The organism is Pseudoalteromonas sp. C12FD-1 (assembly GCF_037414265.1).
Lineage (GTDB): Bacteria > Pseudomonadota > Gammaproteobacteria > Enterobacterales > Alteromonadaceae > Pseudoalteromonas.
In genome coordinates this window covers 1-26,863 of sequence record NZ_JBBEVD010000070.1, presented here as the reverse complement: position 1 = coordinate 26,863, position 26,863 = coordinate 1, and the positions used below count along the sequence as shown (strand labels likewise).

26 protein-coding genes are annotated in these 26,863 nt (G+C 41.9%); 15 read left to right on the top strand and 11 right to left on the bottom strand.

Annotated features, from left to right (window positions below):
- Positions 1–20: 20 nt before the first annotated feature.
- Positions 21–1,577 carry a nitric oxide reductase transcriptional regulator NorR gene (gene norR / locus WDB87_RS11880; protein WP_286245555.1) on the top strand — a complete coding sequence of 519 codons (1,557 nt, stop codon included), beginning with the start codon at positions 21–23 and terminating at the stop codon, positions 1,575–1,577.
- On the opposite strand, the gene WDB87_RS11875 is transcribed toward norR, so the two are convergent.
- Entirely contained in the window at positions 1,570–2,469 is a 900-nt protein-coding gene (locus WDB87_RS11875) for a LysR family transcriptional regulator (protein ID WP_286245556.1), read from the bottom strand. The two genes, norR and WDB87_RS11875, sit on opposite strands and share 8 nt — an antisense overlap.
- Positions 2,470–2,588: 119 nt before the next feature.
- Between WDB87_RS11875 and WDB87_RS11870 the strand changes: the two genes are divergently transcribed.
- Positions 2,589–3,155: an NADPH-dependent FMN reductase gene (locus tag WDB87_RS11870; protein ID WP_337849978.1), complete on the top strand. Its 567-nt coding sequence runs from the start codon at positions 2,589–2,591 to the stop codon at positions 3,153–3,155.
- A gap of 3 nt (positions 3,156–3,158) precedes the next feature.
- On the opposite strand, the gene WDB87_RS11865 is transcribed toward WDB87_RS11870, so the two are convergent.
- Complete coding sequence (locus WDB87_RS11865) at positions 3,159–3,602, bottom strand: tellurite resistance TerB family protein (RefSeq protein ID WP_286245558.1); 444 nt, start codon at positions 3,600–3,602, stop codon at positions 3,159–3,161.
- A 98-nt stretch (positions 3,603–3,700) separates the two neighbouring features.
- On the opposite strand from WDB87_RS11865, the gene WDB87_RS11860 reads away from it, so the two are divergent.
- A complete protein-coding gene (locus tag WDB87_RS11860) occupies positions 3,701–4,069 on the top strand; it encodes a hypothetical protein (protein ID WP_138540972.1) in 369 nt (122 codons plus the stop codon).
- A 7-nt stretch (positions 4,070–4,076) separates the two neighbouring features.
- Here WDB87_RS11860 and WDB87_RS11855 read toward each other — a convergent pair whose 3' ends face one another.
- Positions 4,077–4,670, bottom strand: coding sequence for a hypothetical protein (locus tag WDB87_RS11855; RefSeq protein WP_337849977.1), 594 nt, complete (start codon positions 4,668–4,670; stop codon positions 4,077–4,079).
- Positions 4,671–4,943: 273 nt separating this feature from the next.
- Between WDB87_RS11855 and WDB87_RS11850 the strand changes: the two genes are divergently transcribed.
- Together WDB87_RS11850 and WDB87_RS11845 are read left to right on the top strand one after the other, a co-directional pair.
- The gene (locus WDB87_RS11850; RefSeq protein ID WP_337849976.1) at positions 4,944–5,705 is read left to right on the top strand and encodes a hypothetical protein; all 762 of its coding nucleotides are present in this window, start codon (positions 4,944–4,946) and stop codon (positions 5,703–5,705) included.
- 642 nt (positions 5,706–6,347) lie between these two features.
- The gene (locus tag WDB87_RS11845) at positions 6,348–7,856 is read left to right on the top strand and encodes a DUF3360 family protein (protein WP_337849975.1); all 1,509 of its coding nucleotides are present in this window, start codon (positions 6,348–6,350) and stop codon (positions 7,854–7,856) included.
- A gap of 73 nt (positions 7,857–7,929) precedes the next feature.
- Here the strand turns inward: WDB87_RS11845 and leuD are convergent, their stop codons facing one another.
- From leuD to fabR, 5 genes are all read right to left on the bottom strand, one after another.
- Positions 7,930–8,529, bottom strand: coding sequence for a 3-isopropylmalate dehydratase small subunit (gene leuD / locus WDB87_RS11840; RefSeq protein ID WP_004589386.1), 600 nt, complete (start codon positions 8,527–8,529; stop codon positions 7,930–7,932).
- Positions 8,529–9,929, bottom strand: a complete 1,401-nt coding sequence (gene leuC, locus WDB87_RS11835; RefSeq protein ID WP_337849974.1) for a 3-isopropylmalate dehydratase large subunit — start codon at positions 9,927–9,929, stop codon at positions 8,529–8,531. The genes leuD and leuC overlap by 1 nt, the downstream gene beginning before the upstream one ends.
- 55 nt (positions 9,930–9,984) lie before the next feature.
- Positions 9,985–11,061, bottom strand: a complete 1,077-nt coding sequence (gene leuB / locus WDB87_RS11830) for a 3-isopropylmalate dehydrogenase (RefSeq protein ID WP_004589388.1) — start codon at positions 11,059–11,061, stop codon at positions 9,985–9,987.
- Positions 11,058–12,611 (bottom strand): 2-isopropylmalate synthase, encoded by a 1,554-nt coding sequence (gene leuA, locus WDB87_RS11825; protein ID WP_058547974.1) that lies wholly within the window; start codon positions 12,609–12,611, stop codon positions 11,058–11,060. The genes leuB and leuA overlap by 4 nt, the downstream gene beginning before the upstream one ends.
- Before the next feature lie 405 nt (positions 12,612–13,016).
- Entirely contained in the window at positions 13,017–13,637 is a 621-nt protein-coding gene (gene fabR / locus WDB87_RS11820; RefSeq protein ID WP_337849973.1) for an HTH-type transcriptional repressor FabR, read from the bottom strand.
- A 127-nt stretch (positions 13,638–13,764) separates the two neighbouring features.
- Here fabR and WDB87_RS11815 point away from each other — a divergent pair, with 127 nt between their 5' ends.
- Positions 13,765–14,898: an acyl-CoA desaturase gene (locus tag WDB87_RS11815; RefSeq protein ID WP_286245564.1), complete on the top strand. Its 1,134-nt coding sequence runs from the start codon at positions 13,765–13,767 to the stop codon at positions 14,896–14,898.
- A 13-nt stretch (positions 14,899–14,911) separates the two neighbouring features.
- Positions 14,912–16,342, top strand: a complete 1,431-nt coding sequence (gene sthA, locus WDB87_RS11810; protein WP_055015495.1) for a Si-specific NAD(P)(+) transhydrogenase — start codon at positions 14,912–14,914, stop codon at positions 16,340–16,342.
- A 68-nt stretch (positions 16,343–16,410) separates the two neighbouring features.
- On the opposite strand, the gene hemE is transcribed toward sthA, so the two are convergent.
- The gene (gene hemE, locus WDB87_RS11805) at positions 16,411–17,475 is read right to left on the bottom strand and encodes a uroporphyrinogen decarboxylase (RefSeq protein WP_055015496.1); all 1,065 of its coding nucleotides are present in this window, start codon (positions 17,473–17,475) and stop codon (positions 16,411–16,413) included.
- A gap of 523 nt (positions 17,476–17,998) precedes the next feature.
- Here hemE and rsd point away from each other — a divergent pair.
- Positions 17,999–18,469: a sigma D regulator gene (gene rsd / locus WDB87_RS11800; RefSeq protein ID WP_286245567.1), complete on the top strand. Its 471-nt coding sequence runs from the start codon at positions 17,999–18,001 to the stop codon at positions 18,467–18,469.
- A gap of 99 nt (positions 18,470–18,568) precedes the next feature.
- On the opposite strand, the gene fkpA is transcribed toward rsd, so the two are convergent.
- Positions 18,569–19,315, bottom strand: a complete 747-nt coding sequence (fkpA, locus tag WDB87_RS11795; RefSeq protein WP_286245568.1) for an FKBP-type peptidyl-prolyl cis-trans isomerase — start codon at positions 19,313–19,315, stop codon at positions 18,569–18,571.
- A 204-nt stretch (positions 19,316–19,519) separates the two neighbouring features.
- Between fkpA and WDB87_RS11790 the strand changes: the two genes are divergently transcribed.
- Together WDB87_RS11790 and WDB87_RS11785 are read left to right on the top strand one after the other, a co-directional pair.
- Entirely contained in the window at positions 19,520–20,518 is a 999-nt protein-coding gene (locus WDB87_RS11790) for a WD40 repeat domain-containing protein (protein ID WP_286245569.1), read from the top strand.
- Positions 20,505–20,717: a SlyX family protein gene (locus WDB87_RS11785; protein WP_337849972.1), complete on the top strand. Its 213-nt coding sequence runs from the start codon at positions 20,505–20,507 to the stop codon at positions 20,715–20,717. The genes WDB87_RS11790 and WDB87_RS11785 overlap by 14 nt, the downstream gene beginning before the upstream one ends.
- Positions 20,718–20,730: 13 nt before the next feature.
- Here WDB87_RS11785 and WDB87_RS11780 read toward each other — a convergent pair whose 3' ends face one another.
- On the bottom strand, positions 20,731–20,934 hold the full coding sequence (locus tag WDB87_RS11780; protein ID WP_004589620.1) for a YheV family putative zinc ribbon protein: 204 nt from the start codon (positions 20,932–20,934) through the stop codon (positions 20,731–20,733).
- A 132-nt stretch (positions 20,935–21,066) separates the two neighbouring features.
- Between WDB87_RS11780 and WDB87_RS11775 the strand changes: the two genes are divergently transcribed.
- The 5 genes from WDB87_RS11775 to WDB87_RS11755 all read left to right on the top strand — a co-directional run bounded on the left by WDB87_RS11775 (position 21,067) and on the right by WDB87_RS11755 (position 26,560).
- Complete coding sequence (locus WDB87_RS11775) at positions 21,067–22,989, top strand: ATP-binding cassette domain-containing protein (protein WP_337849971.1); 1,923 nt, start codon at positions 21,067–21,069, stop codon at positions 22,987–22,989.
- The gene (locus WDB87_RS11770; protein ID WP_337849970.1) at positions 22,973–23,395 is read left to right on the top strand and encodes a TIGR02444 family protein; all 423 of its coding nucleotides are present in this window, start codon (positions 22,973–22,975) and stop codon (positions 23,393–23,395) included. Before WDB87_RS11775 ends, WDB87_RS11770 begins: the two co-directional genes overlap by 17 nt.
- A 660-nt stretch (positions 23,396–24,055) precedes the next feature.
- The gene (locus WDB87_RS11765; RefSeq protein ID WP_337849969.1) at positions 24,056–25,048 is read left to right on the top strand and encodes a hydrolase; all 993 of its coding nucleotides are present in this window, start codon (positions 24,056–24,058) and stop codon (positions 25,046–25,048) included.
- Positions 25,045–25,299: a YheU family protein gene (locus tag WDB87_RS11760; RefSeq protein WP_055015505.1), complete on the top strand. Its 255-nt coding sequence runs from the start codon at positions 25,045–25,047 to the stop codon at positions 25,297–25,299. Before WDB87_RS11765 ends, WDB87_RS11760 begins: the two co-directional genes overlap by 4 nt.
- Before the next feature lie 64 nt (positions 25,300–25,363).
- Complete coding sequence (locus tag WDB87_RS11755) at positions 25,364–26,560, top strand: dipeptidase (protein ID WP_286245575.1); 1,197 nt, start codon at positions 25,364–25,366, stop codon at positions 26,558–26,560.
- Positions 26,561–26,863: the final 303 nt, after the last annotated feature.

The window sequence follows — 26,863 nt, the reverse complement described above, 5'->3', positions numbered from 1 at the left end:
CACATATAGGTCATTTTGACATGAACCAACAATTCAACCTCACCCAAGTAGCTTTAGAGCTTGCCCAAAGCACCCTGCACGAGCACAGCTTTGATCAATTACTGGCAACGGTTGAGCGTGTAATACCTAGTGATGCCAGTGCATTACTTGTCGTGCAGGGCGAGAAACTTAAACCCTTAGCCATTAAAGGTCTGATGCCCGACAGCCTTGGTAGGCGCTTTAAAATAGCAGAGCACCCACGATTAGCGGCCATTTGTAGTGCAAGCCACGCATTACAGTTTGCACACGACTGCCCCCTGCCCGACCCATACGACGGCCTACTACTAGCTAGAACAGGCGATATTCCCGTACATGCCTGTTTAGGCTTACCCCTTTATGATAAAAGCACTTTACTAGGCGTACTTACGTTCGATAGTCTTAACGCACATGCGTTTAACAGTATCAACGCAGATACACTAAACACCTTGCAAACCCTGTGCAGTGCACATTTTAAAACAGCCCTAGAGCTTGCCCATTACAAACACCATGCGCAGCACTCAAGTGCACTTGTGCAAGCACTAACGCAAGATGCACTTACTCGAGATGGCGGTGAAATAATTGGCCAAAGCCCACTTATGCAAACGCTTAAAAATGAAATAAAACTTGTTGCAGCCTCTAACTTTAGTGTATTGGTTTTAGGAGAGACGGGCGTAGGAAAAGAGCTAGTAGCGCGTAATATTCACTTAAATTCTGCACGTAAAGAGCAGCCACTCATTCATTTAAATTGTGCATCGCTTCCCGAAAACCTTGCAGAGAGTGAGTTTTTTGGCCATGCCAAAGGCTCTTTTACTGGCGCACAAAATGCTCGCCAAGGTAAGTTTCAGCTAGCTGACGGCGGCACGTTATTTTTAGACGAAATTGGCGAGCTACCATTGGCTATGCAAAGCAAATTATTGCGTGTGTTGCAAAGCGGTGAAATACAAACAGTAGGAGAAGACACGCCAAAGTATGTGGATGTAAGGGTAATAGCAGCTACTAATCGTGATTTAAAACATGAGGTAGCGCAAGGTCGATTCAGAGCCGACTTATACCACCGACTAAGTGTTTACCCTATTACCGTGCCGCCACTTAATAAACGTGAGCACGACATAACCCTACTTGCTGGTTATTTTATTGAGCAAACAGCCCGTAAATTAGGTATTAAACAATTAAAGCTAAGCACTGAAGCGCAAGCATTGCTCAACCAATACAATTGGCCTGGTAATGTACGCGAGCTTGAACATGTTATTAGCCGCAGCGCATTAAAGGCTAAGCAAAGCCAATGGCAAAACCCTATAGTTACGATTACAAGCGAGCACTGCGATTTAACCCCACAGCTAAATAATACAGTGCAAGTTAACACGCAAAACACCATTCACACTAGCTATAACCAGCCATTAAAGCAGGCCGTTGAATCTTTACAATTTACAGTTATAACCGAGCAACTAAAACAGCATAATTATAACTGGGCAGCAACTGCGCGAGTGCTGGAACTCGATAGAGCAAACCTTGTACGCCTTGCTAAGCGTTTAGGTATTGAGGTTAAAAAAACTATTTAAGGGTTTGAGGCTTATTAAAGTGCGCTTTTAATAAGCCTGCAAATGCTTGTACTTTCGCGGTGCGATGCACTAAATGGTGTGTTACAAGCCAAACATCGGTGGGCCAACTCAGTTCACTATGTAAAATAGGCACTAAATCATTATATTGGGCTGCTACCCCATGTTGTAAACCGCCTATACCTAAGCCTTTAATTATGGCCCGTGTTGCTTCGGAGGTTTCTGAAACCCGTAACTTTATTTGCTGCGCCGGAATATGTTTATCGGCCCACTCAAAATAAGGAACGCGTGCATTAAAGCCCGCTACACCCGATACAAAGTTATGATGCTGTAAGTCACTCAATGTTTTAGGCATACCATACTTATTAATGTAGCGTTTATTGGCGTACAAGCTCGATGTAAGTTTAGCTAAATGCTGAGCTATATAATCCCCTTCATCTGGCCTTGGCCCTGCGCGCACTGCAATATGTGCTTGCCCATGATCTAGCCTTAACCGCTTTTGTTCTAAAATAACTTCTAGCTGTACTTGAGGGTGTAAAGCCTGAAACTTTTCGCAAACATCGCCCAGTACATCCATAAACCCACTTACTGTGGTAAGTAATAAGCTTCCGCGTAACGTACTGTCGGCAGCGGCAATATCGTTATGTAATTGCTCAAGTGATGAATCTATAGTTTGTGCTGCAGTAAATAATTTAGCGCCTATTTCAGTTACTTTATAACCCCGGGCATGGCGATGAAATAAACGTGTATCTAAGTTTTTTTCAAGGCTATTAATACGTCGAAGTACTGTGCTGTGGTGCACATTTAAAACCTCAGCGGCAGCCGTTAGCGTACCAAGCTTTGCAACTTCAAACGCTACTTTTACATCTTGCCAATCATCAAACTTTATTGCCATGCTACCCGCCTTCTATTAATGTGCATATACGCACATAAGTGTTGCGTTTATTCGGGTTTTCTACAAGCAAAAATTTGCTACATTAGTTACGTCATCAAAAACTTTAAAAGGCCAGTATCATGTCAGCACCAAAAATTATTGCGCTCGCGGGTAGCTTGCGTACACAAAGCTTTAATCAAAAACTAATTAACGAAGCAGCGCGCTTTGCTATGCAAACCGGTGCCGAAGTAGAAATAATTACACTCGCCGAGTTAAATTTGCCGTTATTTAGCGAGGATATTGAAGCGCAAGGCACACCAGCCGACGCCCAGCTTTTAAAAGATAAGTTACGCGCTGCTGATGGTATCTTACTGGCAAGCCCTGAGTACAACGGCTCAATTACTGCGGCGCTTAAAAATGCAATTGATTGGGCATCACGTACTGAGCAAGGCGCTGTGCCTGCATTTCGCAATAAAGTAGTGGCGTTATTTGCTACATCACCTGGTGGGCTTGGTGGCCTGCGCGGCTTAAACCATGTACGCGATATTTTAAGTGGTATTGGCTCGTTAGTACTTGCCGATCAGCTCGCTATCCCATCAGCATTCACAGTATTTGACGAAGATGGAAAAATCACTGATCCAGCCACTGCAGAAAAAGTTAGCGTATTAACGCAGCAGCTCATTTCTGTTGCTAGTAAATTAAGCTAATTTTTACGACTTTATCGCTGCTAATTTAGCAGCGATAAAATCGGTGTGCGCTACATATAAAAGTCCAGCCACTTTACGTATTACATACTCTTCTTGGGGATCTATCTCTCCATCAGCATACGCCAATCGCCATAATAGCTCAATTATTTCAATGCGCTGTGCCGCACTGCAGTGATCGTTAATCTGCTTAGAAAACTGAAAGTAATCAATAGCCCCATCTAAACTGCTTGCAGCATTGGTCGTGAGCTCTTCAACTTCTGAATCTGTTAAATTAAAGTATTTTTTTAAGGTTACAGTCAGGGTGTGTTGTTCATTATGGTCAAGCTTTGTATCAGCACGCATTACTTCTATAAGCAGTGCAGCAACCGCTGTTTTTAAGTCATGCTGCTCTATGCTTGGCTGTTGCTCGTCAAAAGCGGCAAACAGTTGTTTTATTTGTTTGAACATCACATATTCTCTTTTTGGGTGTTAGACTTAACTTAAATACATCGTGCTTAATATTTTATTAATGGGTATTAAGTTCGCAAATTAAAGGATACATTTTTATGAAAGGCTTATACACACCGCATTTAGTTGTTGGCGCTGCATTGCTAGCCTTTTCTGGTATAGGGAGCGCCTTTGCAGAAGTGGGCGAAAAAGAAAAGTCATACGACTTTGATAACAAAGTGCATTACTACCAAACCAAAATTGGTGAAGACAACTATAAAATAGAAATACAATCAGACGATTACAAACACTTTGCTAATCAAAGTATGTTTTTACTGCGCCACGCAGACAGATTATGCCGCGGCAGAACCTTTATGTTAAAAGTGCTTGAAGGCGTGCAAGAGTACGAACGTTTTCCTACTAAACCACGCGCTTATCAACCACCATTAAACGTTTTACTACAATGTGACGCACCCGAGAAAAAATAAAAATAGTTTATTTTTCGTAGCCCCACGGCGCAGCGGGTGGAGTAATTGGTTTAGTTAAATCAAAATCCACCTTAAACTCGCGCCCTTGGCGAATTAGCCTATAAGTAAACACCTCAGGATAAATATACATTTGCCATGTATTACCTGCCGACTGTGCAATACCTTGTGCTACAAATAACTCTTTAGAGTATTGATCGGCTGGAAACGACTGCATTTGTGCAAAACCCGCATCAAGGGTGTGACCGCCATACATAGTTGAAGCATCGTCGCTGCCATCTTTATGGCGATGATCGTGCTTTAAGCTCAAACCACTGCCCGTTTTAGTAATGATCCACGTACGTGATGCATCATCTCCCACATGAAATGGGACTTGCAGCTCACTACCTGTACATTTACGTACATGCATGATTAATTTTTTATTTTCAAATGAGCTAGGGCCTTTTGCGTTATCTACGCTTACTTTGCCCTCAAACGCTTTACCACAATGCGCTGCAATATTATTAAAAAACGCATCATGTGTAGGTATAGACACCAAAGGCGCTGGGCGCGCAAAAGCTGCTGATGAGGCAAGTAATAAGGTTGCTGCCGTTAATAATTTCATAGCTAGTTCCAAAAAATATTTAATGAAGTAGATTAACGGTTTCTCATTGATAAAGGAAATTTAATAGATTATAGGTGTATAACACAGCTAACGTTGAATGCCTCCATACGAGTTAAACCTGAACTTATGATTTAACAAATAGCTATAGTCGTTTCAAAACATCTCTCAATAGTGCTAAAGCGATTGCACCCAAAATTGACACATGGAAAAAAAAATCTTATGATTAAAATTCGAACAAAAAAGGTATTGCTATTAATTTAATGGATAAAAACAATGATTAAATTTTTTTTTACTATAGTTATCATGTTGGCAATACTCCCTCATAAGCTAATGGCGAATGATGCGAGGGTATTTTATTTCAACTCAGCTAATGGCGATGAAATTAAAGCAATTGCAAAAAGGGATGCCTCAGGGGTTATGCAATATACTTTCACTGTTCCTGAAAATACTAACCCTTATAACGCTTTTTACGATTTTGTATTTTCAACTATGAATCAGGAAAATTACGAATACTTTGAGCTTAGGCCATGTTTTGATTGTCACGCAAACTACTCATCTGAAGAAAATGCTAATATAGAAAATAGCAAATTACTTTCACGTAATGAGCCTGTTGTAGAACGTAGAACAATAAAAAACAAGCGAGACTTGGCCAATACCCTTTTGGAAAGTATTGCAAATAATTTAGGCACTAGAAGTGTTAATGCTGTTTTTGATGCTGCCACACAGAATCAAACAAGTGAATCAAGTCAATTTCAAGTGATCACTGTCGGTAGCGACAGAAAGCCCGTTGGTCTATGTCTAATAACTCAATCATCATGTGACACCATGAACGACGTATCCGCAATGTCCCTAGGAGGCAGTCAGTTTGGTTTTGAAATTAGTAAAGTTTCTGAAATGGATCGCTGGGAAAGAGTCAGAGAAATTGAAGCTGCAATCGAAAGATATGCCAGAAGTAAGCGATACCAATGTAAAGTTGTTGTTACCAATAGCGGTAACGGTGATGTAAAGCAAATAGTTTGTTTTCCATCATACTAGCGTAATGAAACGCGGCCTTAGCCGCGTTTCGGTGACACCAATAAAATCTAAGCAACTTAATAAACGCTCTTTTACGTCTTTACGAATACCAAAACTAATTGGCTAGACTTATCGCTTGTTAGTGTTTTGTTTTTAGGCAAGGCAGAGACTATGTAGTGTGGTTATTCCCCAAAATAGGCGATAACGCAGTATAAATACCAATTGATTTAGGGGAGTTTAGTTGCATCTCTATTCTTTATTGTTGTTATTAACAATTTGAAAGTAAATGAAAAATTATTTCACTACAAATAAAACGAAATTAACGGCTCCTGTAAACAAATACCTTGAAATAGAACAACTTTAATAACCACTAAGACTAAAGAATAATAACCTGTCGTTGACACGATATTATTCAAAAATAATTCTCCACCTACTTAATGATGCATTCAAAAGCATGATTTATAACAACTTTTAATCACCTTCTGTAATTTAATAACTTTTTATCGTAAAGCTGCTTTTTAAATTAAGTGTATTAAAAACAACCATACACGACCTTTTGCCTATACATTCCTGAGTAAAAGCTGATCTACTCTGCTCCTTCACTATTCATTTGCTTTAACAAAAGCCGTATTAATAAATAAGCAACGAGTAACAGGAGGGACTATGTCAGTAACCCCAAAGGGTCACAATTCAGATCAAAAAGATACATTGCACGACAATACCAACAGCTATCAAAACAACCATAAACCCAGCTCAGAGTTTAATACTCGCGACGAGTATCTCGAACATGAATTACAGATTATGCAGCCTAAGCGCTGGCGGCCTAATTTACCATTTAAAGACTACCGCTTTGAATTTGAAGACACCATTCCAGCCATGGCGGGCACCATTGGTAAAGTGGTTATGGTGGGGGCTATTGCCGCTACTTTTGCAGCGCCACTCGGTTTAAGCGATGCGTTTGTTTTAGAAAATGTACGCTATGAATTACTCATTGTTTCTATTTTTATTATTTTGTTTTCGGGCTTTATTTTACCCACGGCTAACTTAGCCGGTACTCACGGCCCACTTATTCCGTTAATCCCCATCGTTGTTGCCGCTGGCGGCCATCCTATGGCATTTGGCTTACTCATTGGTGCCTTTGGCTTTATTTTAGCCATAACCAAAGGAGGAAGTTTGCTCGCACGCTTAACCAGTAAAGGGGTATGCGGGGGCTTACTTATATACTTAGGCTTTATTGGTACTATTTCGCAAGTTAAAAAGCTGTTTGCATGGGCTGAGGCCATTGATATGGCACACATCGCATTTATTGTTATTTTGGCGACCATTTTATTGTATGCGTTACTTGAGCATTTTAAAAAGCGCTGGCTAGCTGTGCCGCTTAGCTGCCTTATTGGCGGTGGAGTTGCCTTTGCACTCGGTGCGCCGTTTGAATTTAATACCGCGCCGGGCTTACCTAATATGAACCCAGCTTATTGGTGGGGCGAAAACACGGGTTGGATGCTTGGCCTACCAACACTTGAAAGCTTTGTGGTTGTGCTGCCGTTTGCGGTACTGGCTGTAGCTATGTGGTCACCGGATTTTTTAGGACACCAAGTTTTTCAAAAAATTAGTTACCCACAACGTACTGAAAAAGTACAAATGAACATAGACGACACCATGCTAAGTGCATCGGTTAGACAAACCTTTGGTTCTCTTGCCGGTGGTGCTAACTTTACCTCATCGTGGGGAACCTACATTGTACCTGCTGCTATTGCTAAACGTCCTATTCCAGCGGGCGCCATTTTAACAGCCGTATTTTGTATTATTGCGGGTTTATGGGGTTACCCAATGGATTTAGCCATTTGGCAACCCGTGCTTTGCGTTGCGCTTATTGTAGGTGTGTTTATTCCGCTGCTTGAGGCGGGTATGGAAATGACACGCGAAGGTAAAACAACGCAATCGGCCGCAATTGTCGTATTTGCGTCAAGCTTGGTTAACCCTGCTTTTGGTTGGTCACTAACTATGTTGCTTGATAACTTAGGCTTAATTGGTTGTAAAGAGCGCAGTGCTAATTTAACTAAAATGAGCCGCTGGGTTATTCCGCTAATTATGTTTGTTATTTTAACTACCGTTATGGCTATTGTTGGTATGCTGCCAGGTATACCTGCGCTAATGGCTGATTTTAGACATTAATATTAGGATATAAAAAAGCGCGGCTGATATACTCAGCCGCGCTTTGTTTTCATATGTAATTAATTGCTTTTCGTTACTGCCAAGGGCGCTCAGCAGCAAGTTGTTTTTCAAACGCATCAATTTGTGGATTTAGCGTTTCGGTCACACCAATAAAATCTAAGCCACTTAATAAACGCTCTTTTACGTCTTTACGAATATCAAAACTAATTGGCGCAAACTTATCGCTTGTTAGTGTTTGGTTTTCAAGATCGATTTGAATGTTTATATCGTCGTGTTGCTCACTAAGTACAAACAATTGCTCAAGCGTATCAGCCGGTAGCGCAATGGCTAGCATTTGGTTGTTGCCACAGTTATTAAAGAAAATATCGGCAAAGCTTTCCGCTAAAATTACTTCAAAACCATATTGCTTAAGCGCCCAAGGTGCATGCTCACGCGATGAGCCACACCCAAAGTTGTCGCGCGTTAATAATATTTGCGCACCTTGGTAGCATGGGCGGTTTAAAATAAAATCAGGGTTTGGTTCGCCGTTTTCTAGGTAACGCCAATCGTAAAACAGTGCTGCATCAAAACCATCACGGCTAGTAGATGTTAAAAACTGCTTAGGAATAATTTGGTCAGTATCTACATTGTTTTTATCAAGTGGGGCCATTAAGCCACTAAAAAATACGCTCATTAGGCTTCTCCTCTTATATCAACAAAGTGACCATGTATAGCAGCAGCGGCTGCCATTGCAGGGCTCACTAAGTGCGTACGCCCGCCACGGCCTTGGCGGCCTTCAAAGTTACGGTTAGATGTAGATGCACAGCGTTTGCCCGCTTCTAAGCGGTCGTCGTTCATCGCTAAACACATAGAGCAACCTGGTTCGCGCCATTCAAAACCTGCCGCTTTAAAAATATCGGCTAAGCCTTCGTCTTCAGCTTGCTTTTTAACAAGGCCAGAGCCCGGTACTATAAGTGCTTCAATGCCTGCGACTACTTGCTTGCCTTCAACAATTTTTGCCGCGGCACGTAAATCTTCGATACGACTATTAGTACACGAACCAATAAAGACTGTATCTACTTTTGCGCTTGATAATTTATCGCCGGCTTTTAAGTCCATGTATCTAAGTGCGCTGCGTATAGCATCGGCTTTAATTAAATCTGGTTCTTGGTCTGGATCTGGTATGCATTCATCAACGCCAATTACTTGCTCTGGGCTTGTGCCCCAGGTAATTTGCGGCTGAATGTCGTCAGCTTCAAGCTCAACACTTAAGTCAAACTCAGCACCTTCATCTGTTTTTAACGTTTCCCAGTATTCAACTGCGGCGTCAAAATCAGCGCCTTTAGGTGCAAATGGGCGACCTTTTAAGTAATCATACGTGATTTGATCTGGTGCTATTAAACCTGCTTTTGCACCCATTTCAATACTCATGTTACATAGCGTCATACGGGCTTCCATTGAAAGTGCTTCAATGCCTTCACCACAAAATTCGGCAACATAACCTGTGCCGCCAGCTGTGCCTAGCTTACCAATAACCGCCATAATTAAATCTTTAGAGGTTACCGTTGGGCGAAGCACGCCGTTAATTTGAATTTTTAACGACTTTGCCTTTTTTTGCTGTAGCGTTTGCGTTGCTAATACGTGCTCCACCTCAGACGTACCAATACCATGCGCTAATGCGCCAAACGCGCCATGCGTAGAGGTATGGCTATCGCCACATACAATGGTAGTGCCAGGCAAGGTAATACCTTGTTCAGGCCCCATTACATGCACAATACCTTGGTTAATTGAGTTTAAATCGTAAAGTACAATGCCAAACTCTTTACAGTTAGCATCAAGTGCCATTAACTGGTTTTTAGAGACTTCACTTGCGGCATCAAGTGATCGGCTTTTAGTCGATACGTTATGATCCATCGTTGCAAAGGTTTTTTCTGGGCAACGTACTTTACGGTTTTTTTCACGTAAGCCTGCAAAGGCCTGCGGTGATGTAACCTCATGCACTAAATGGCGGTCAATATAAAGTAAATCAGTTTGCTCGTTTATGCTGGCAACCGTATGTGCTTGCCAAATTTTGTCGTATAACGTTTGGGCCACTTGCTAATTCCCTACTCTGTTAAGTCGCAGCATAACGGTGCTGCGCCTTTAATAATTAAATACGTGAAACGATGGCTGCTGCCACATCGCTTGTGCTGTATCCACCCTGAGGGTAGATATCTGGCGTACCAACACCTGCTTCAACGGCTTCGGCTACGGCTTTTTCAATGGTGCGTGCTGCTTCGTCTTGCCCTAATGAGTAACGTAGCATAAGTGCGGCACTTAAAATTTGTGCAATCGGGTTTGCAACGCCTTTACCAGCAATATCAGGAGCGGAGCCACCAGCAGGTTCATACAAACCAAAGCCCGATTGATTTAAGCTGGCCGAAGGTAATAAGCCCATAGAGCCTGTGATCATGGCGCACTCATCTGACAAAATATCACCAAATAAGTTATCGCAAAGTAGTACGTCAAACTGGCTAGGCTGTTTAACTAACTGCATTGCGGCGTTATCTACGTAAATGTAATCTAGGCTGACTTCTGGGTAGTCTTTGCTCACTTCAGTAACAACTTCGCGCCATAATACGCTTGATGCAAGTACGTTTGCTTTATCTACCGAGGTAACATGGTTACTACGTAATTTTGCCGCTTCAAAGGCAAAGCGGGCAATGCGTTCAATTTCTTTACGCGAGTAAGTTTGTGTATCGAATGCAGCCTCTTCAGCGCCCTCGCCACTTCGGCCTTTTTCACCAAAGTAAATGCCGCCTGTAAGCTCGCGCACACATAAAATATCAAAACCTTTTTCGCTAATATCTGCACGCAATGGCGATGCTGCGCTAAGTGCGGGTAAAAGTTGCGCTGGGCGTAAGTTACAAAACAAACCAAAATGTTTACGAAGCGGTAAAAGCGATGCACGCTCAGGTTGCTCGTTTGGTGGTAGGTTTTCCCACTTAGGGCCACCTACTGAGCCAAATAAAATGGCATCGGCGTTTTCACACGCGCTTAGCGTTTTTGGTGGTAATGCTTCACCAAATTCGTCAATGGCTGCGCCACCAATAGCATGATGCTGACGGTTCAGGGTAAAACCAAACTTATTGCTTACAGCATCAAGCACTTGCTCTGCTGCTGCCATTACTTCTGGGCCAATACCGTCGCCAGCTAATACGGCAACGCTGTAGTTTGTTTTACTCATCCTGCTTTCCTTTGTTGTTTTAAATCAGACACTTTTTGTGCACGATAAATTAAGTTGTAAACACGGATCATGGCGCGTACCGACGCCTCTACCACATCCGCAGCAATACCCGCACCGTGATAAGGGCGGCCATCGTATTTAGCAATAATGTTTACTTGACCAAGCGAGCTTGCGCCTTGGCCAGTGGCTTCTAAGTTGTATTCAATCATTTCAACGCTCATACCTGTTAAGCGCTCAATAGCCGCAAACGACGCTTCAACAGGGCCATTACCTGTGGCTGCTTCTTGTTTTGCTTCGCCATCAATTAACATTCCAATAGTAGAGCTGGCTACCGATTGCGAGTTAGACGCTGAGTTTACAAACTCTAATTGGTATTTTTCGTCTTTGTCGTTAATTTGGTTAAAGTAAATCATGGCTTCAAGGTCGTAATCGTATACGGTGCCTTTTTGATCAGCTAACGCTAAAAAGCTCTCGTATAAGCTGTCCATGTCGTAATCAGCTTTTTGATAACCTAACTCTTCTAAGCGGTGCTCAATAACATGACGGCCCGAACGCGAGGTCATATTTAATTGGTTATTTGGCACACCGACGCTTTCTGGCGACATAATTTCGTAAGTATTTTGCGCTTTTAATACGCCATCTTGGTGAATGCCCGAGCTATGTGCAAAGGCGTTTTCGCCCACAATGGCTTTATTTGGCTGTACCGGCATATTACAAATTTTAGCCACTTGGCGAGATGCGCGATAAATTTCTTCGCTTTTAATATCGGTGTGTACTTTTAAGTGGTCTTTGCGCATTTTCATGATCATTGCCACTTCTTCAAGCGAGCAGTTACCCGCACGCTCACCAATACCATTTATTGTACATTCAATTTGGCGAGCACCCGCTTGTACAGCGGCTACCGAGTTAGCCACAGCTAAACCTAAATCGTTATGACAATGTACGCTTAAGCGTGCTTTATCAATATTTGGCACGTTATTCATTAAATGACGGATCATTGCGGCGTATTCGTCTGGTGTTACAAAGCCAACGGTATCGGGTAAATTAATAGTAGAGGCACCGGCGTTAATTGCCTGCTCAACAATTTTACATAAATCCCAATGCGGCGTACGACCAGCATCTTCACACGAAAACTCAACATCATCAGTATAGTTACGCGCTAATTTAATTGATTTAACCGCCATTGCAGTTGCGTCATCTAGGCTCATGCGTAATTTATGTTCAAGGTGCAAAGGGCTTGTGGCAATAAAAGTATGAATTCGGCTTTGCTGTGCTGTGCGAAGCGCCTCACCACAGGCTTCAATGTCTTTGGCAACAGAGCGTGCTAAACCACAAATAATCGGGCCTTTTACTTCGGTTGCAATACGTTGCACCGAGCGAAAATCAGCAGGGCTCGAAACTGGAAAACCCACTTCCATCACATCCACATTCAAGCGGCTAATTGTATGCGCTAATTGAATTTTATCATCTTCAGTAAGGCTTGCTTTAAGTGCCTGCTCGCCATCACGTAAGGTGGTATCAAAAATCCATACTTTATCTTTGTCTTGCATAACTGCCCCTCATTCCTGTGTTACCCAAATTTCAATTTATCCCAGCCGCGAGATAATAAAAAACCCCGCAATTGCGGGGTTTTTAGTGTTTAACTCGATGCAAACACACTAATCCCCGCTCACTGACCATAGCAGTAAGAGGTTAAGTTTTAGTGTAATTAAACGAATATTTTGCATCTTGTTTCTTGTGTGTGTGTTCAGTGAGGCCTATTTTTAACATTACAAAGCAATTGGTGCAAGCATAAAAATTCCAAACAAAGGAATAAAAACCCCACATTAAAGAAATTTATATGCCTAAAAATAGCATATTCAGGTTTTATAAATCACACAGCTACACTTTTTAGATTAAATTAATGTATTGAGTAAAGTTGCGTGCTTAGATTAACTTATTGCTAATTTTTTAAGCTAAACCTGATTATTGGTTTCTCTAATGTAATGCCCTGCGCCGCGGGTAATATAACGCAGCTGCCAAATAACACGCTCAATTAATTCATCTCGTTGCTGGCCTTCAATGTCCAGTGCTTCAGCACCGGCATTAAATACCAGCGTAACCATGGCTTCGGCCTGAATATAAGCGTGGGTTGAATCGCACTTGGTTTCGCTTTCTAAATAATGCGCAAGTTCTAAAATAAAATGTTTTACTTCGCGTGCAACGGCGGCTCTAAAGGCTTTTGAGGTGCCAGAACGTTCTCGCAGCAGTAATCTAAATTGGTTGCTTGAGTTATCAATAAACTCCATAAAGGTAACAACCGAGGTATTTATTACGCTACCACCACTGGCTATACGTCTGCGGGCTTGGCGCATAAGCTGGCGAAGCGTTAAACCGGCTTCGTCGACCATGGTTAAACCTAGCTCGTTCATGTCTTTAAAGTGGCGATAAAAAGAGGTGGGGGCTATGCCTGCTTCACGGGCAACTTCGCGTAAGCTTAAATTAGAAAAACTATGATCAGCACTTAGCTGATTAAATGCCGCCTCAATTAAGGCTTGTCGTGTTTTTTGTTTCTGTTGTGCTCTAACACCCGACATCCACAGCTCCCTGAGTAATTTTATATGAAGTTTTAATGATAATTAGCCTAATTGTCTAGTCTAATACTTGACGCCAAGAGATTGAAACACTATTTTAGCTTACAGTTGTACGCTGAGAGTAAAAACGATGAATAAACCACCGATTATTTGGACAAACGTCCTATTTTTTAGCCTAACCTTTCTGGCGGCTGCCACACTTGTACCTTGGTACGGCATTAGTTACGGATTTACCAGCGCGCATTGGATTGCATTTGTAGGCTGTATGTTTTACGCAGGCCTATCTATCACTGCCGGATACCACAGATTATGGGCGCATAAAGCCTATAACGTTCACCCTGCAATAGAATTTATTTTTGCTCTTGGTGGCGCATTTGCTTTGCAAAACAGTGCGCTACACTGGAGTAGCGATCACCGTATACACCACGGCCAAGTAGACGACCCAGTAAAAGACCCTTACGCCGCTACTAATGGCTTTTGGTACAGCCATATTGGCTGGATGCTACGTGACTACCAAGGTGACAGCTACGGCGATTACAGTAACTGCCGTGATTTACAACGCAATAAAATAGTTATGTGGCAACACAAGCACTACCTAAAGTTAGTTATTGCGATGAATGTTGGCCTGCCGTTAGTGCTTGGTTTATTAATAGGTGATGTGTGGGGCATGCTACTACTGGCAGGTTTGTTACGCTTAGTATTGAGCCAGCACTTTACCTTTTTCATTAATTCATTGGCTCATATTTGGGGTTCACGCCCATATACTGAAAAAAATACCGCGCGCGATAACGGCTTTTTAGCGTTATTTACTTATGGCGAGGGTTACCATAACTTTCATCATATTTTTGCAAGCGATTACCGTAACGGTATTAAATGGTTTCATTACGACCCAACAAAATGGATGATTCGCTCTTTAGCTGCACTAGGTTTAGCCAGTAAACTTAAGCGTACCCCAGTTGAGCGCATAGAAAAAGCCAAAGCCGAAACACTAATGAGCAAAACGCAAACACGCCTTTCAAAATTGCCTTTAGCGCAAGATAAGCTTACATTATTACAACAAGAGTACGATTTACTGCTGAAAAAACTGCAAAATTACTGTTCACTACAAAAACAAGTGTTAGAAGCTAAAAAAAATAACATGGCAAAGCAGTGTGAACAATCAGCATTAATGACACAATACCATGAGCTGGAAGCCGCCTGGGAAAATCAAAAACAGGCATGGCTAGCACTTAATGCGAGGTTATTAAAAGCCTCTTTTAATTAATTTAGGAGTGGCTGTGGCCAAACAACCAGAACAAAAAAAAGCACCTGTAGTTTACCAATATGACGCAATAATTATTGGTACGGGCCCTGGCGGTGAAGGCACCGCCATGAACCTATCTAAAAACGATAAAAAAGTAGCGGTAATTGAGCGCCAACAAGCTGTTGGTGGTGGCTGTGTACATTGGGGAACAATTCCTTCAAAAGCATTACGCCATTCTGTTAGCCGCTATATTGAATACAAAGCAAACCCACTTTTTAATGTTGGTGAGCGCCCTAGTCGCTTAACATTTCCTGATATTTTAAGCCATGCAAGTTCTGTTATTTCTAAACAGTCAAACTTACGTAGCAGCTTTTACGACCGTAACCGCATTCATATGTACCAAGGTGATGCGAGCTTTGTAGATAAACACACGGTTGAAATTAAGCGCCTTGATGGCTCAGCAGAGCGTATAACAGCAAAAACGATTGTGATTGCTACCGGCTCACGCCCATATCGCCCACCTGAGGTCGACTTTAGCCATTCACGTATTTACGACAGCGACACCATTTTAGGCCTAGAGCACGACCCACAACGTGTTCTTATATACGGTGCGGGTGTTATTGGCTGTGAATACGCTTCAATATTTAAAGGCTTAGGCGCTAAGGTAGATTTAGTAAATACCCGCGACCGCTTATTGGCCTTTATGGATGCAGAAATCTCTGACGCGCTTAGCTACCACTTTTGGAACAGCGGTATTGTTATTCGCCACAACGAAGAGTTTGACCGTGTAGAAACACGGGACGATTGTGTTGTTATGCATTTAAAATCGGGCAAGCGTGTAAAAGCCGACTGTATTTTATTTGCTAACGGCCGTACAGGTAATACCGATACGCTAAATCTTGAAGCTATTGGCTTAAAAGCCGATGGTCGAGGCCAGCTTAAAGTCAACGAAATGTACCAAACTGAGGTAGACAACGTTTACGCAGTAGGTGATGTTATTGGCTATCCGAGCTTAGCTAGTGCAGCGTTTGATCAGGGCCGTATAGCTGCCGATGCGATTGCCTGCGGTAATTGCGAAGACAAGCTAATTATAGATATACCGGCCGGTATTTATACCATTCCTGAAATGAGCTCAGTAGGTAAAACAGAGCAACAGCTAACCGCTGCAAAGGTACCGTATGAAGTGGGCCGTGCACAGTTTAAGCACTTGGCTCGTGCGCAAATTGCGGGCACAGAAGTTGGTAGTTTAAAAATACTGTTCCACAGTGAAACCAAAGAAGTACTTGGCGTGCATTGCTTTGGCGAACGTGCCTCGGAAATTGTTCACATTGGCCAAGCCATTATGGAGCAAAAAGGCGCTGGCAACACCGTTGACTACTTTGTAAACACCACATTTAACTACCCAACTATGGCAGAAGCCTACCGAGTTGCGGCGTTAAATGGTTTAAATAGGTTATTTACTTAACCCGATTACCACACAGCAAAAAGCCCGCTAATTAGCGGGCTTTTTAGTAGCTATTAATACCACTGCTGTTATTTGTGGTATTGCGCGCTTAGCTCATGTACTGCATTAATAAATACACCGGCGTTTTCTGGGTCTACATCTGGTGTAATACCGTGGCCTAGGTTAAACACGTGGCCATTACCTGTGCCAAAGTCTTCTAAAATAGTACCTACTTCTTGGCGGATACGATCAGGCGTACCGTGAAGCATTGACGGGTCCATATTACCTTGCAGTGCAACTTTATCGCCTACACGACGCTTAGCGTCGCCAATATTAATAGTCCAATCAAGACCTACTGCATCACAGCCTGTGGCTGCAATTGCTTCAATCCACTGGCCACCATTTTTGGTAAATAGCGTTACCGGCACTTTACGACCGTCGTATTCGCGAATTAAACCATCAACAATTTTATGCATGTATTGCAGTGAGAACTCGTTGTAATCGCGCGGGCTTAATACGCCGCCCCATGAGTCAAATACCATTAACGATTGTGCACCGGCTTTTACTTGCGCGTTTAAATAATCAATCACTGAATCAGCGAGTTTATCGAGTAATAAATGCAGTGTTTGCGGCTCTGCAAACGCCATTTTTTTAATTTTACCAAATACTTTACTGCTGCCACCTTCAACCATGTAAGTTGCTAGTGTCCACGGTGAACCCGAAAAACCAATAAGCGGTACTTCGCCCTTTAACTCACGGCGAATTGTGCTTACTGCGTTCATTACATAGCCAAGCTCGTCAGTTGGGTCTAGCTTTGGAATTTTTTTAACATCAGCAAGTGACGAGATAGGGTTTTCGAACTTAGGGCCTTCACCGGTTTCAAAGTACAAACCTAAACCCATTGCATCGGGAATCGTTAAAATGTCACTAAATAAAATAGCGGCATCTAATGGGTAGCGACGAAGGGGTTGTAGTGTTACTTCACACGCTAGCTCAGCATTACGGCACAGGCTCATAAAATCGCCCGCTTGTGCACGTGTAGCACGGTACTCTGGTAAATAGCGTCCTGCTTGGCGCATCATCCATACCGGTGTTACATCAACGGGTTGTTTGGCAAGTGCACGTAAATAACGGTCGTTTTTTAATTCACTCATAGCGTAATAATCCTGAGAATTATAGAAATTGTTCAAGATTGTACCACCATATTCATTGCCTCTCTATCGATAAGCACGCAAAAGCTAAGTTACGACTAGCTAAACGCTTTTTGTTGCTTTTTTAGCCTTTAATGACTACAAAATAAGCAAAAAGAACTAACAATAAAAACTTTTTGTTAATATGTTTGCAACATAACAAAAACCTTGTTATTGTTTGTCCCGCGTTAACAAGAACAATAATAAAAATCTTAAACAACAATAATAAAAATATTTATAATAAAAATAACAAAAATCTTCTACAACAATAAGAAAGCTTGTATTAACAAGCCAAAACAAGAAATTAAGCCACCTTAACCGGTGGTTTTTTCTTGTCTGCCATAAAATAATAATTTACCTACAATAAATACACGCATATACCGGCTCATACCTTTTACTTGTTGATATACACTTAAATAAAATATATCTTGATGTATAAGAAAATTTAAATTTAACCATAAAAGTGACCCAGCTTAGGAGAACAGTAATGCTGACGCGCGTAGAAAAAGCTCAACAAAAATGGGGTGGTAGCCATACTGTCATTGATAAGTGGTTAAACGAGCGCCAAGAGTTAATTGTGCTTTATTGTAAAATGGCTGGTTTTTCGCCATACGATAACAAAGATCATGCCTTACCAGAGCCTGAGCAAATTCAAGCATTTTGCCAAATTTTAATGGATTACTTATCCGCAGGTCATTTTGAAGTGTACGATGACATTGCTAAAGCCTGTGAAAAAAAGGGCCTAGAAAGCCAACAGCTAGCGAATACAATATACCCGCGTATTTCAAGCACAACAGATATAGCTTTAGATTTTAACGATAAATACGCAGAAGTAGATAAAGAAGATTTACTTAAAGAGTTTGATAACGATTTGTCGGTACTTGGCGAAACGTTAGAAGTGCGCTTTGAGCTAGAAGATGAGCTAATAGATAATTTATTTTCTAACCACACAGATTAATACCAACCCGCATAATTAAGTATTAATGCGGATTGGTATAAGAAACAAAGCTACAAAAAAGGGACCCTTATGGTCCCTTTTTGCGTTATAAGCTACTGCTTATTGCGCTGGCGCTTCATCATCTTGTATTTCAAGTAGTTCTACTTCAAAAACAAGTGTTGAGTTAGCTGGAATTTTACCTAGGTCACGATCGCCATAAGCAAGTTCAGAAGGAATAGTGAACTTGTACTTAGACCCTACAGACATAAGCTGTAAACCTTCTGTCCAACCCGCAATTACACGGTTAAGTGGGAACGTAGTTGGCTCGTTACGCGCATAAGAGCTATCAAACTCAGTACCGTCTAATAGAGTACCTTTGTAATGTACTTTAACTACGTCTGTTGCTGCTGGCTTTGCGCCTTCGCCTTCGCTAAGCACTTCGTACTGTAAGCCAGACTCAGTAACTGTTACGCCTTCTTTTTTAGCATTTTCTTCTAGGTATTTTTTACCTGCTTCTTTGCTTTTTTCAGACTCAACTTTTGCTTTAGCTTCTTGCTTAGCGCGTACAGATGTATCTAGCTCAGTAAGTACTTCACGAATTTTTTCTTCGTCAATTTTTGCATTACCAGCAAGCGCATCTTCAAAACCACGAATTAATAGTGCTTGGTCTAGTTCAATACCAATCTCTGATTTATCAGCTAGGTCTTTATTTAAAAAGTTACCTACTGATGCACCAATACCGTATGCTTGTTGCTGCTCTACAGTGTCTAATTTAACTTCAGCCTTTTCTTGTTTTGCTTCTTGATTACAAGCTGTAAGCGCTAAAACCGACGCTGCAATCAATGACAATCTAATCGTCTTTTTCATTTTAAATCTCCGACACACTTTGCAGTTGTCATTTATTGTATTATTACTAGTTAAAGATTAACGGCCTACATGATAGGCTGCTTGTTTAATAACTAACTAAATTAAAACCTAACCTATTATAGTGATTAGACAAACACCCTAGGCCTTCAACGTGACCTAGTCTAACCTCTCAGTCACTAAGAGTTAAGAGGAAATACCTGTAATATGTCGATATTTCGTACTTTTTTAATCGCTTTTAGCTGTTTTTTAGCCATAGCTTGTAGCGATCAAAAACAGCAAGCTGCACAACGCTTTGAACACGCAGCACAGGGTGCGTTTTCCTCGGCAGTATCTAACGATGGTAAGTACAGCCTAGTCTCCTCCATTCACCATGGGGTCGCCCTGTGGGATAATCAACAGCAGGTGCTAAAATATCAATGGTTTCAACAGCAATCACAAGACAGCCTAGTGTATGCTGTGGCTATTGCCTTTGATAATAGCGTGGCCGTTACCGCAGAAAAAACCACCTTTGCCGTGTGGGATATTAACAGCGGCGAAAACCGCGGCTACTATAAAATTCAACAAGCCACTATTCGCGATATTGCGATAAGTAACCAAGGCCGCAGTGTTTTATACGGCAGAAGCGACGGCGTAGTGGTATTTTTAAACCTAGAAACCGGACGCCGCATTGAATTTTTAGGCCACCAAGACAAAGTAAACACCGTTGATTTATCACCTAACGGGCGCTATGCCCTAAGCGGCTCGAACGATTACGTTGCTTATTTTTGGGATACGCGCACAGGGCAAGTAATTCATCGCTTTAATCACCCTACGCGTGTTACCCAAGTAACCTTAGACCCACAAGGTCGCTACGCATTTACCGCAGATAGTATGAAGCAAGCACATGTATGGAAGCTGACTACAGGTGATCTTGTGAGTAAACTGGCGTATATTGCGCGTCAGAAAATTTTTACTGCGGTACGTTTTAACGAACAAGGTACATTGCTAGCAACTGGCTCGCCTAATAAGCGCGTTGATTTATGGCAACTACCCAGCGGAGAGAAAATTCAAACTTGGCAAGTCACACCACGTACAGGCAGTAAGCCTAAATCGGCTGTGGTGCTAGATGTAACGTTTATAAATAACGGCAAGTCGTTACTAACCGAGAGCTCGAGCGGAATTGCAGAGCACTTTACAATACGAGAAGCAAATGAACACAATTGAACATCGTTTAATGGAGCTTGAGGCAAAAGTTGCTTTTCAAGACGAAACAATAGAAATATTAAATGACGAGCTAAAAGCACACCAACAGCAGCTTGCTAAAATGAAGCGCCAAACTGAGTTACTAGCAGAAAAACTTAAAGAAGCGCAGCAGCCGTCGCTAATGTCACAAATACAAGAGCCACCTCCGCCACATTACTAAAATAAAAACCGGGTTAATCGCCCGGTTTAAATACACCAATAACTTGTTCAAATTGGCGAGTAGATGCCTGAACTGCGTTATCGGGCTGCGCCATTTTGTGGCCGCACTCTACGCACTCTACTTTTTCAACATCATGTTCTCTGTATAGCATCATGGTATCCATGGCTTTACATTCGGGGCACGATGCACCAGCAATAAATCGCTTCTTTTGTCTCACAACATTTTTCCTGTGGTTTGAACTGCACGTATTTTATCGTATAACTTCCTAGGTTGATACGCTTGATAAGAGCAATACGTTCTATGGTATGATAGCGCCAACTTAACAAGGGCATAGCAAAGTAACGTATTCATGATCCAAATCTCAGAAATAGAACTACTTCGTGGCGGAAAAGCCTTATTAAAAAATGCCTCGGCTACTTTATTTCCACAACACAAAGTAGGTCTTGTAGGCGCTAATGGCTGTGGTAAATCTACGTTATTTAGTTTATTAAAGTCTGAGCTACAGTTGGATGCCGGTGATTGCAGCATTCCTAAAGATTGGTCTATTGCCTCTGTAAAACAAGAAACTCCCGCTCTTGAAATAAGCGCCATTGATTACGTACTGCAAGGCCACCCTGAGTACTACGCACTGCGTATTGCACTGCGTGAAGCTGAGCAAACCAACGATGGTGACACGCAGGCCAAAGTACATATCCAGCTTGAAAATATTAAAGGCTACAGCATAGAGTCAAAAGCTGGCGAGTTGCTGCACGGCTTAGGCTTTGCTAATCACCAAATAGAAAACCCAGTAAGCGCCTTTTCGGGTGGTTGGCGTATGCGCTTAAACCTAGCTCAAGCACTTATTCGCGATGCCGATTTACTGCTACTCGATGAACCAACAAACCACCTCGATTTAGACGCAGTGTATTGGCTTGAGCGTTTTTTACGCGCCTATACAGGTACACTAGTGCTTATATCGCATGACCGTGAGTTTTTAGATGCGGTGGTTGATCAAATTTGGCATGTAGATAAACAGCTTATTAATGTGTACAAAGGTAACTACTCACAGTTTGAGCGCCAAAAAGCAGAGCGTTTGTTGCAACAACAAGCAATGTTTGAAAAACAACAAGAGCAAATTGCCCACCTTGAGCAGTTTATAACTCGCTTTAAAGCCAAAGCCAGTAAGGCCAAGCAGGCACAAAGCCGTGTTAAAGCGCTTGAACGTATGGAAAAACTAGCACCAGCGCATGCCGACTCACCGTTTGACTTTGAATTTGCCGAACCAACAGCACTGCCTAATCCACTAATGACCCTAGATAAAGCAAAAGCAGGTTATGGCGATGTCACTATTTTAAATAATATCGCGCTAAACTTAGTCCCTGGCAGCCGCATTGCGTTACTCGGTCGTAATGGCGCGGGTAAATCAACACTTATAAAGCTTTTAGCCGGCGAGCTTGAGCCACAAGCGGGTAAAGTGGTGCAGCACCATGGTTTAAACATTGGTTACTTTGCACAGCATCAATTAGAGTCGCTAGACTTAAAAGCAAGCGCAGTGACTCATATTCAGCGCTTAAACCCACAAGCAAGCGAGCAATCACTCCGTGACTTTTTAGGTGGCTTTGCCTTTATTGGCGATAAAGCACTTGAGCCAGTAGCGCCGTTTTCGGGCGGTGAAAAAGCCCGCTTAGTGCTAGCTATGCTGGTATATCAAAAGCCTAACTTACTACTACTTGATGAGCCTACTAACCACCTTGATTTAGAAATGCGCCACGCGCTAGTGATGGCACTGCAAGGCTTTGAAGGCGCCATGGTTACCGTATCGCATGACCGCCATATGCTTAAAAACACCGCTGATGAATTTTATTTAGTCGATGATGGCAAAGTGACTCAGTTTGGTTACGACTTAGACGCGTATTACCAGTGGCTACTTAATGCAAATAAAGAAGCCGCTAAAAGCGAGCAGTCAGACCAGCCTAAAGCGAATTCTGGCATTAACCGTAAAGAGCAAAAACGTTTAGAGGCCGAGTTTAGAAAAACTATTCAACCGCTTAAAAAGCAAATTGAAAAGCTTGAAAAACAGCTCGAAAAATACTCCGCAGAGCTTAGTGAGGTAGAGGTCGCGCTTGGCGATAACGAACTCTACAACGATGATAACAAAGCGCAATTAAAAGAGTTAATTGCCAAGCAAGCCACGCTTACCCCTAAAGTAAACGACACTGAAGAAGAGCTACTTATGGCGCTTGAAGAAATGGAAGAAAAAGAACAGGCCTTTGCTGATGAACTTGCTCAATAGCGATGACTTTTGGCAATTTGCGTGCACCTTGTACGCAAAGCCTGGGCAACAACACACCTTGCTGGCACTGCAAAACCAGCAAGGTAAAAACGTTAATCTGTGCTTATTTTTGCTGTACTTAGACTCACTTAAACTTAGCATTAAATACGAGCAGCTCAGTGTTTTAATAGACTCAGTAAATGAGTTAGATACGCAGGCACTTAAGCCTCTGCGTGCTACACGCAAGTATTTAAAAGCCAACCAGCATACTATTAATGACTATGCAAAAATACGTGAAGAGCTACTAAGCGCAGAGCTAAAGCTTGAAAAGCAACAACAGCAAATACTGATTGATACAGCGAATAAATTTACCTTTTTAGAAGCTGTAAAGCCAAATAATATTCAGCAGTATGTGAAAGCCACTTAGGCAGACCGTTTTTATACCCTCTTCTAATGCTCATTCTATTTTCTTTGTGCAAAAAACCTTTAAGCCAATTAATCACAAAGAGGGTTAGAGGCGCTGCGCTTTTAGAGAAAAATAACAGCCAAGTTAATATCGCTAGAAATATAAGTCTAGGCGCTGTTGGCTCGTAGATATCTTTTCTCATTTACTTCTCATGCTTTTCTCTTTGTGCAAAAAATCTTTAAGCCAATTGATTATTCGAAGCCTATAGACGCTGCAGTAGGCACTGAATAGCCCCTAAAACATGATCTACATCAACTTTACTTGGTTACTTTTTCCACGCAGGGAAATAGTTTGATCTCGATCACGTTACGCCTTGCAAACTCGCTCTATGATTAACCCATCAACTGAACGAGGAGATTGATCATGAACGTATTCTTTAGAGACTTTTTTAGCGACCCAGTTTTATTTATGTCTTTTGGGATTTTAGGCGTCGTGATTTCTCTTTGCCTATTTTACGCTTTTTACTTTGTTAAAAAGATTAGCGAGGCTGAAGTTCCCGAGCATCATTAAGCACGACGCACAAAGCGCCTACTCAGGTTACTGATTAGGCGCTTTTTATTTTATAAAGCGAAAAATTTGGTACACTAACGTTTCGTTTTTTTCATAGTGCGTAGTACAAACATGATCAATAAGTTTAAACCAGCATGGTGGATGACCAATCGTCACGTTCAAACCATTATGCCGCGTTTTTTCCGTCCATTTCACAATACGTCCTACGAACTTGAGCAACTTGATACACCCGACGGCGATTTTATTGAACTTGCATGGTCGCTGCCTCATAACGAAAACGCCCCTCTTGCTGTGGTTTTACATGGCCTTGAAGGCAACATAAATAGCTTTTATGCCAAAGGCATGATGAAAGCCTTAAAAAAGCAAGGTTATGCCGTAGTACTTATGCACTTTAGAAATTGCTCAAGTGAAGTTAACCGCTTACCGCGTGCTTATCATAGTGGCGATACCGCCGACTTAGCTTTTTTTATAAATCACTTAAGGGAGCTATTTCCAAGCCGCCCTATTATGGCTGTTGGTTTTTCATTAGGGGGTAATGTACTGGCTAAATACCTTGGCGAAGAGCGCGAAAATTGCCCGTTAAGTGCCGCCGCTGTGGTCTCGGCACCTTATGACTTATCATCATCAAGCGATGTTATTCGCAAAAGCTTAGGCAAAATTTACCAAAAGTATTTGCTCGATAGAATGAAAAAGTCAATGCAGCGTAAATTGCCACAAATTAAGCAACAAATACCTATTACCTCTGAGCAGTTAATGAAAATTGACGATTTGCTAGAGTTTGATAATCAACTAACCGCACCACTGCATGGCTTTGAAAACGCGTACGATTACTATCGTAAAGCCAGCGCAATGCCTTACTTAAAGCATATTGCGATTCCTACGTTAATCATTCATGCCAAAGATGACCCAATGTTGTCGATTAAAGCTGTGCCAAGTAGGCAAGATGTGAGTGAGCATGTTACCCTGAGCGTCTCTGAAAAAGGCGGCCACGTAGGGTTTATTAGCGGTAATAATCCGTTTAGGCCAGTATTTTGGCTTGAACAAGCCGTTCCTAATTATTTTGGCCAGCACGTCCCCACTAAAGCGAGCAGTAAGCAGTTATGATTATCCCTTTTGAACAACTTGATAAAGACACCCTCTATAACCTAATTGAAAGTTACGTGCTTCGTGAAGGCACCGATTACGGTGAACAAGAAGTGAGTATTCAAAGTAAAGTAGCGCAGGTTAATCAGCAGCTTAAAAACGGTGAAGCCATGGTGTTTTTTTCTGAGCTACATGAATCAGTCACTATTATTTCAAAAAATGAATTTAAAGCTCTACAAAGCGAGGAGCATGAATCACAGTCGTTTGATTAGCGCCTAACACTTGTAACTTTTGAGCTGAACGTACACAATGGCTTTTTACCCAAAGAGCCAAAACATGATAAAACTCAGCACTCTAGTGGTAGCCATATCACTAGCTTTAACACCACAAGCCTTTGCAGAGCAAGTAAAAAGCCCGTCAGACAAAGCAGTAAAACTAGCAAAAGACACTATTTTAATCGACACCCATATTGATGTACCTTATCGTATCCACGAAAAATGGGTTGATGTAACTAAAGCTACCGATGGCGGCGACTTTGACTACCCTCGCGCAGTAAAGGGCGGTTTAAACGCGCCATTTATGTCTATTTATATTCCTGCTCACTTAGAATTTGAAGGCAAAGGTAAAAGTTATCAGCTAGCCAATCAAATGATTGATAGCATGGAAGCCATTGCACAGCGCGCCCCAGAAAAATTTGCCATTGCCAGCTCTACTGCAGATATAGAAGCGCAGTTTGAGCAAGGTAAACTGTCAATTGCGATGGGTATGGAAAATGGCTCGCCAATTGAAGGAAAAATGGAAAACCTACAGCACTTTTTTGACCGCGGTGTACGCTACATCACGCTTGCGCACTCACAAAGTAACCATATTTCTGACTCGTCATACGATATTCGCCGTAAATGGAAAGGCTTAAGCCCATTTGGTAAAAAGCTGATAACTGAAATGAACAACGTCGGTATGCTCATTGACGTATCGCATATATCAGATGATGCGTTTTATCAGGTAATGGAGCTATCTAAAACACCGGTTATTGCCTCACACTCTTCATTGCGCAAATATACGCCGGGCTTTGAGCGTAATATGAATGATGACATGTTACTAGCGCTTAAAAAGAATGGCGGGGTTATTCAAATTAACTTTGGCTCAAGCTTTGTAACCTCTCAAGCAGGTACATGGTACAAAGATCTCAAAAGTACTAAAGAGGCCGTTAAAAAAGAAGGCACTAAGCCAAGTAAAGACTTTGACGCAGCGTACCGTGCTAAAAACCCATTCCCGTTCGCAAGCCTTGAGCAAGTCCTTGATCACATTGACCATGTAGTTGAATTAATTGGTATTGATTACGTAGGTATTGGGTCTGACTACGACGGTGTAGGGGATTCATTACCGATTGGCCTAAAAGATGTAGCGAGCTACCCTAACCTAGTGCAAGGGTTAATGGACAGAGGCTATAGCGATGCCGACATTAAAAAGATTTTAAGCGAAAATACGCTAAGAGTGTGGAAGCAAGCTGAGGCGTATGCGAAAAAACACTAGCGTGTAAGCTGTCAGTTGTCAGTTGTCAGTTGTCAGTTGTCAGTTGTCAGTTGTCAGTTGTCAGTTGTCAGTTGTCAAAAAGTTTAATTAATAGCACGGCTTAAAGTCGTGCTTTTTTATGTGTTAAGTATAATTTAACACCAAGCTACTGATAGCTGATAGCTGAAAACTAAACACTTTTCTTCAGGCATTAAAAAAGGCCACCGAAGTGACCTCTTTTTAGTATTAATTAGCTAGGCTAATTATTACTCTACGATAGTTGCTACAACACCAGCACCTACAGTACGGCCACCTTCACGGATA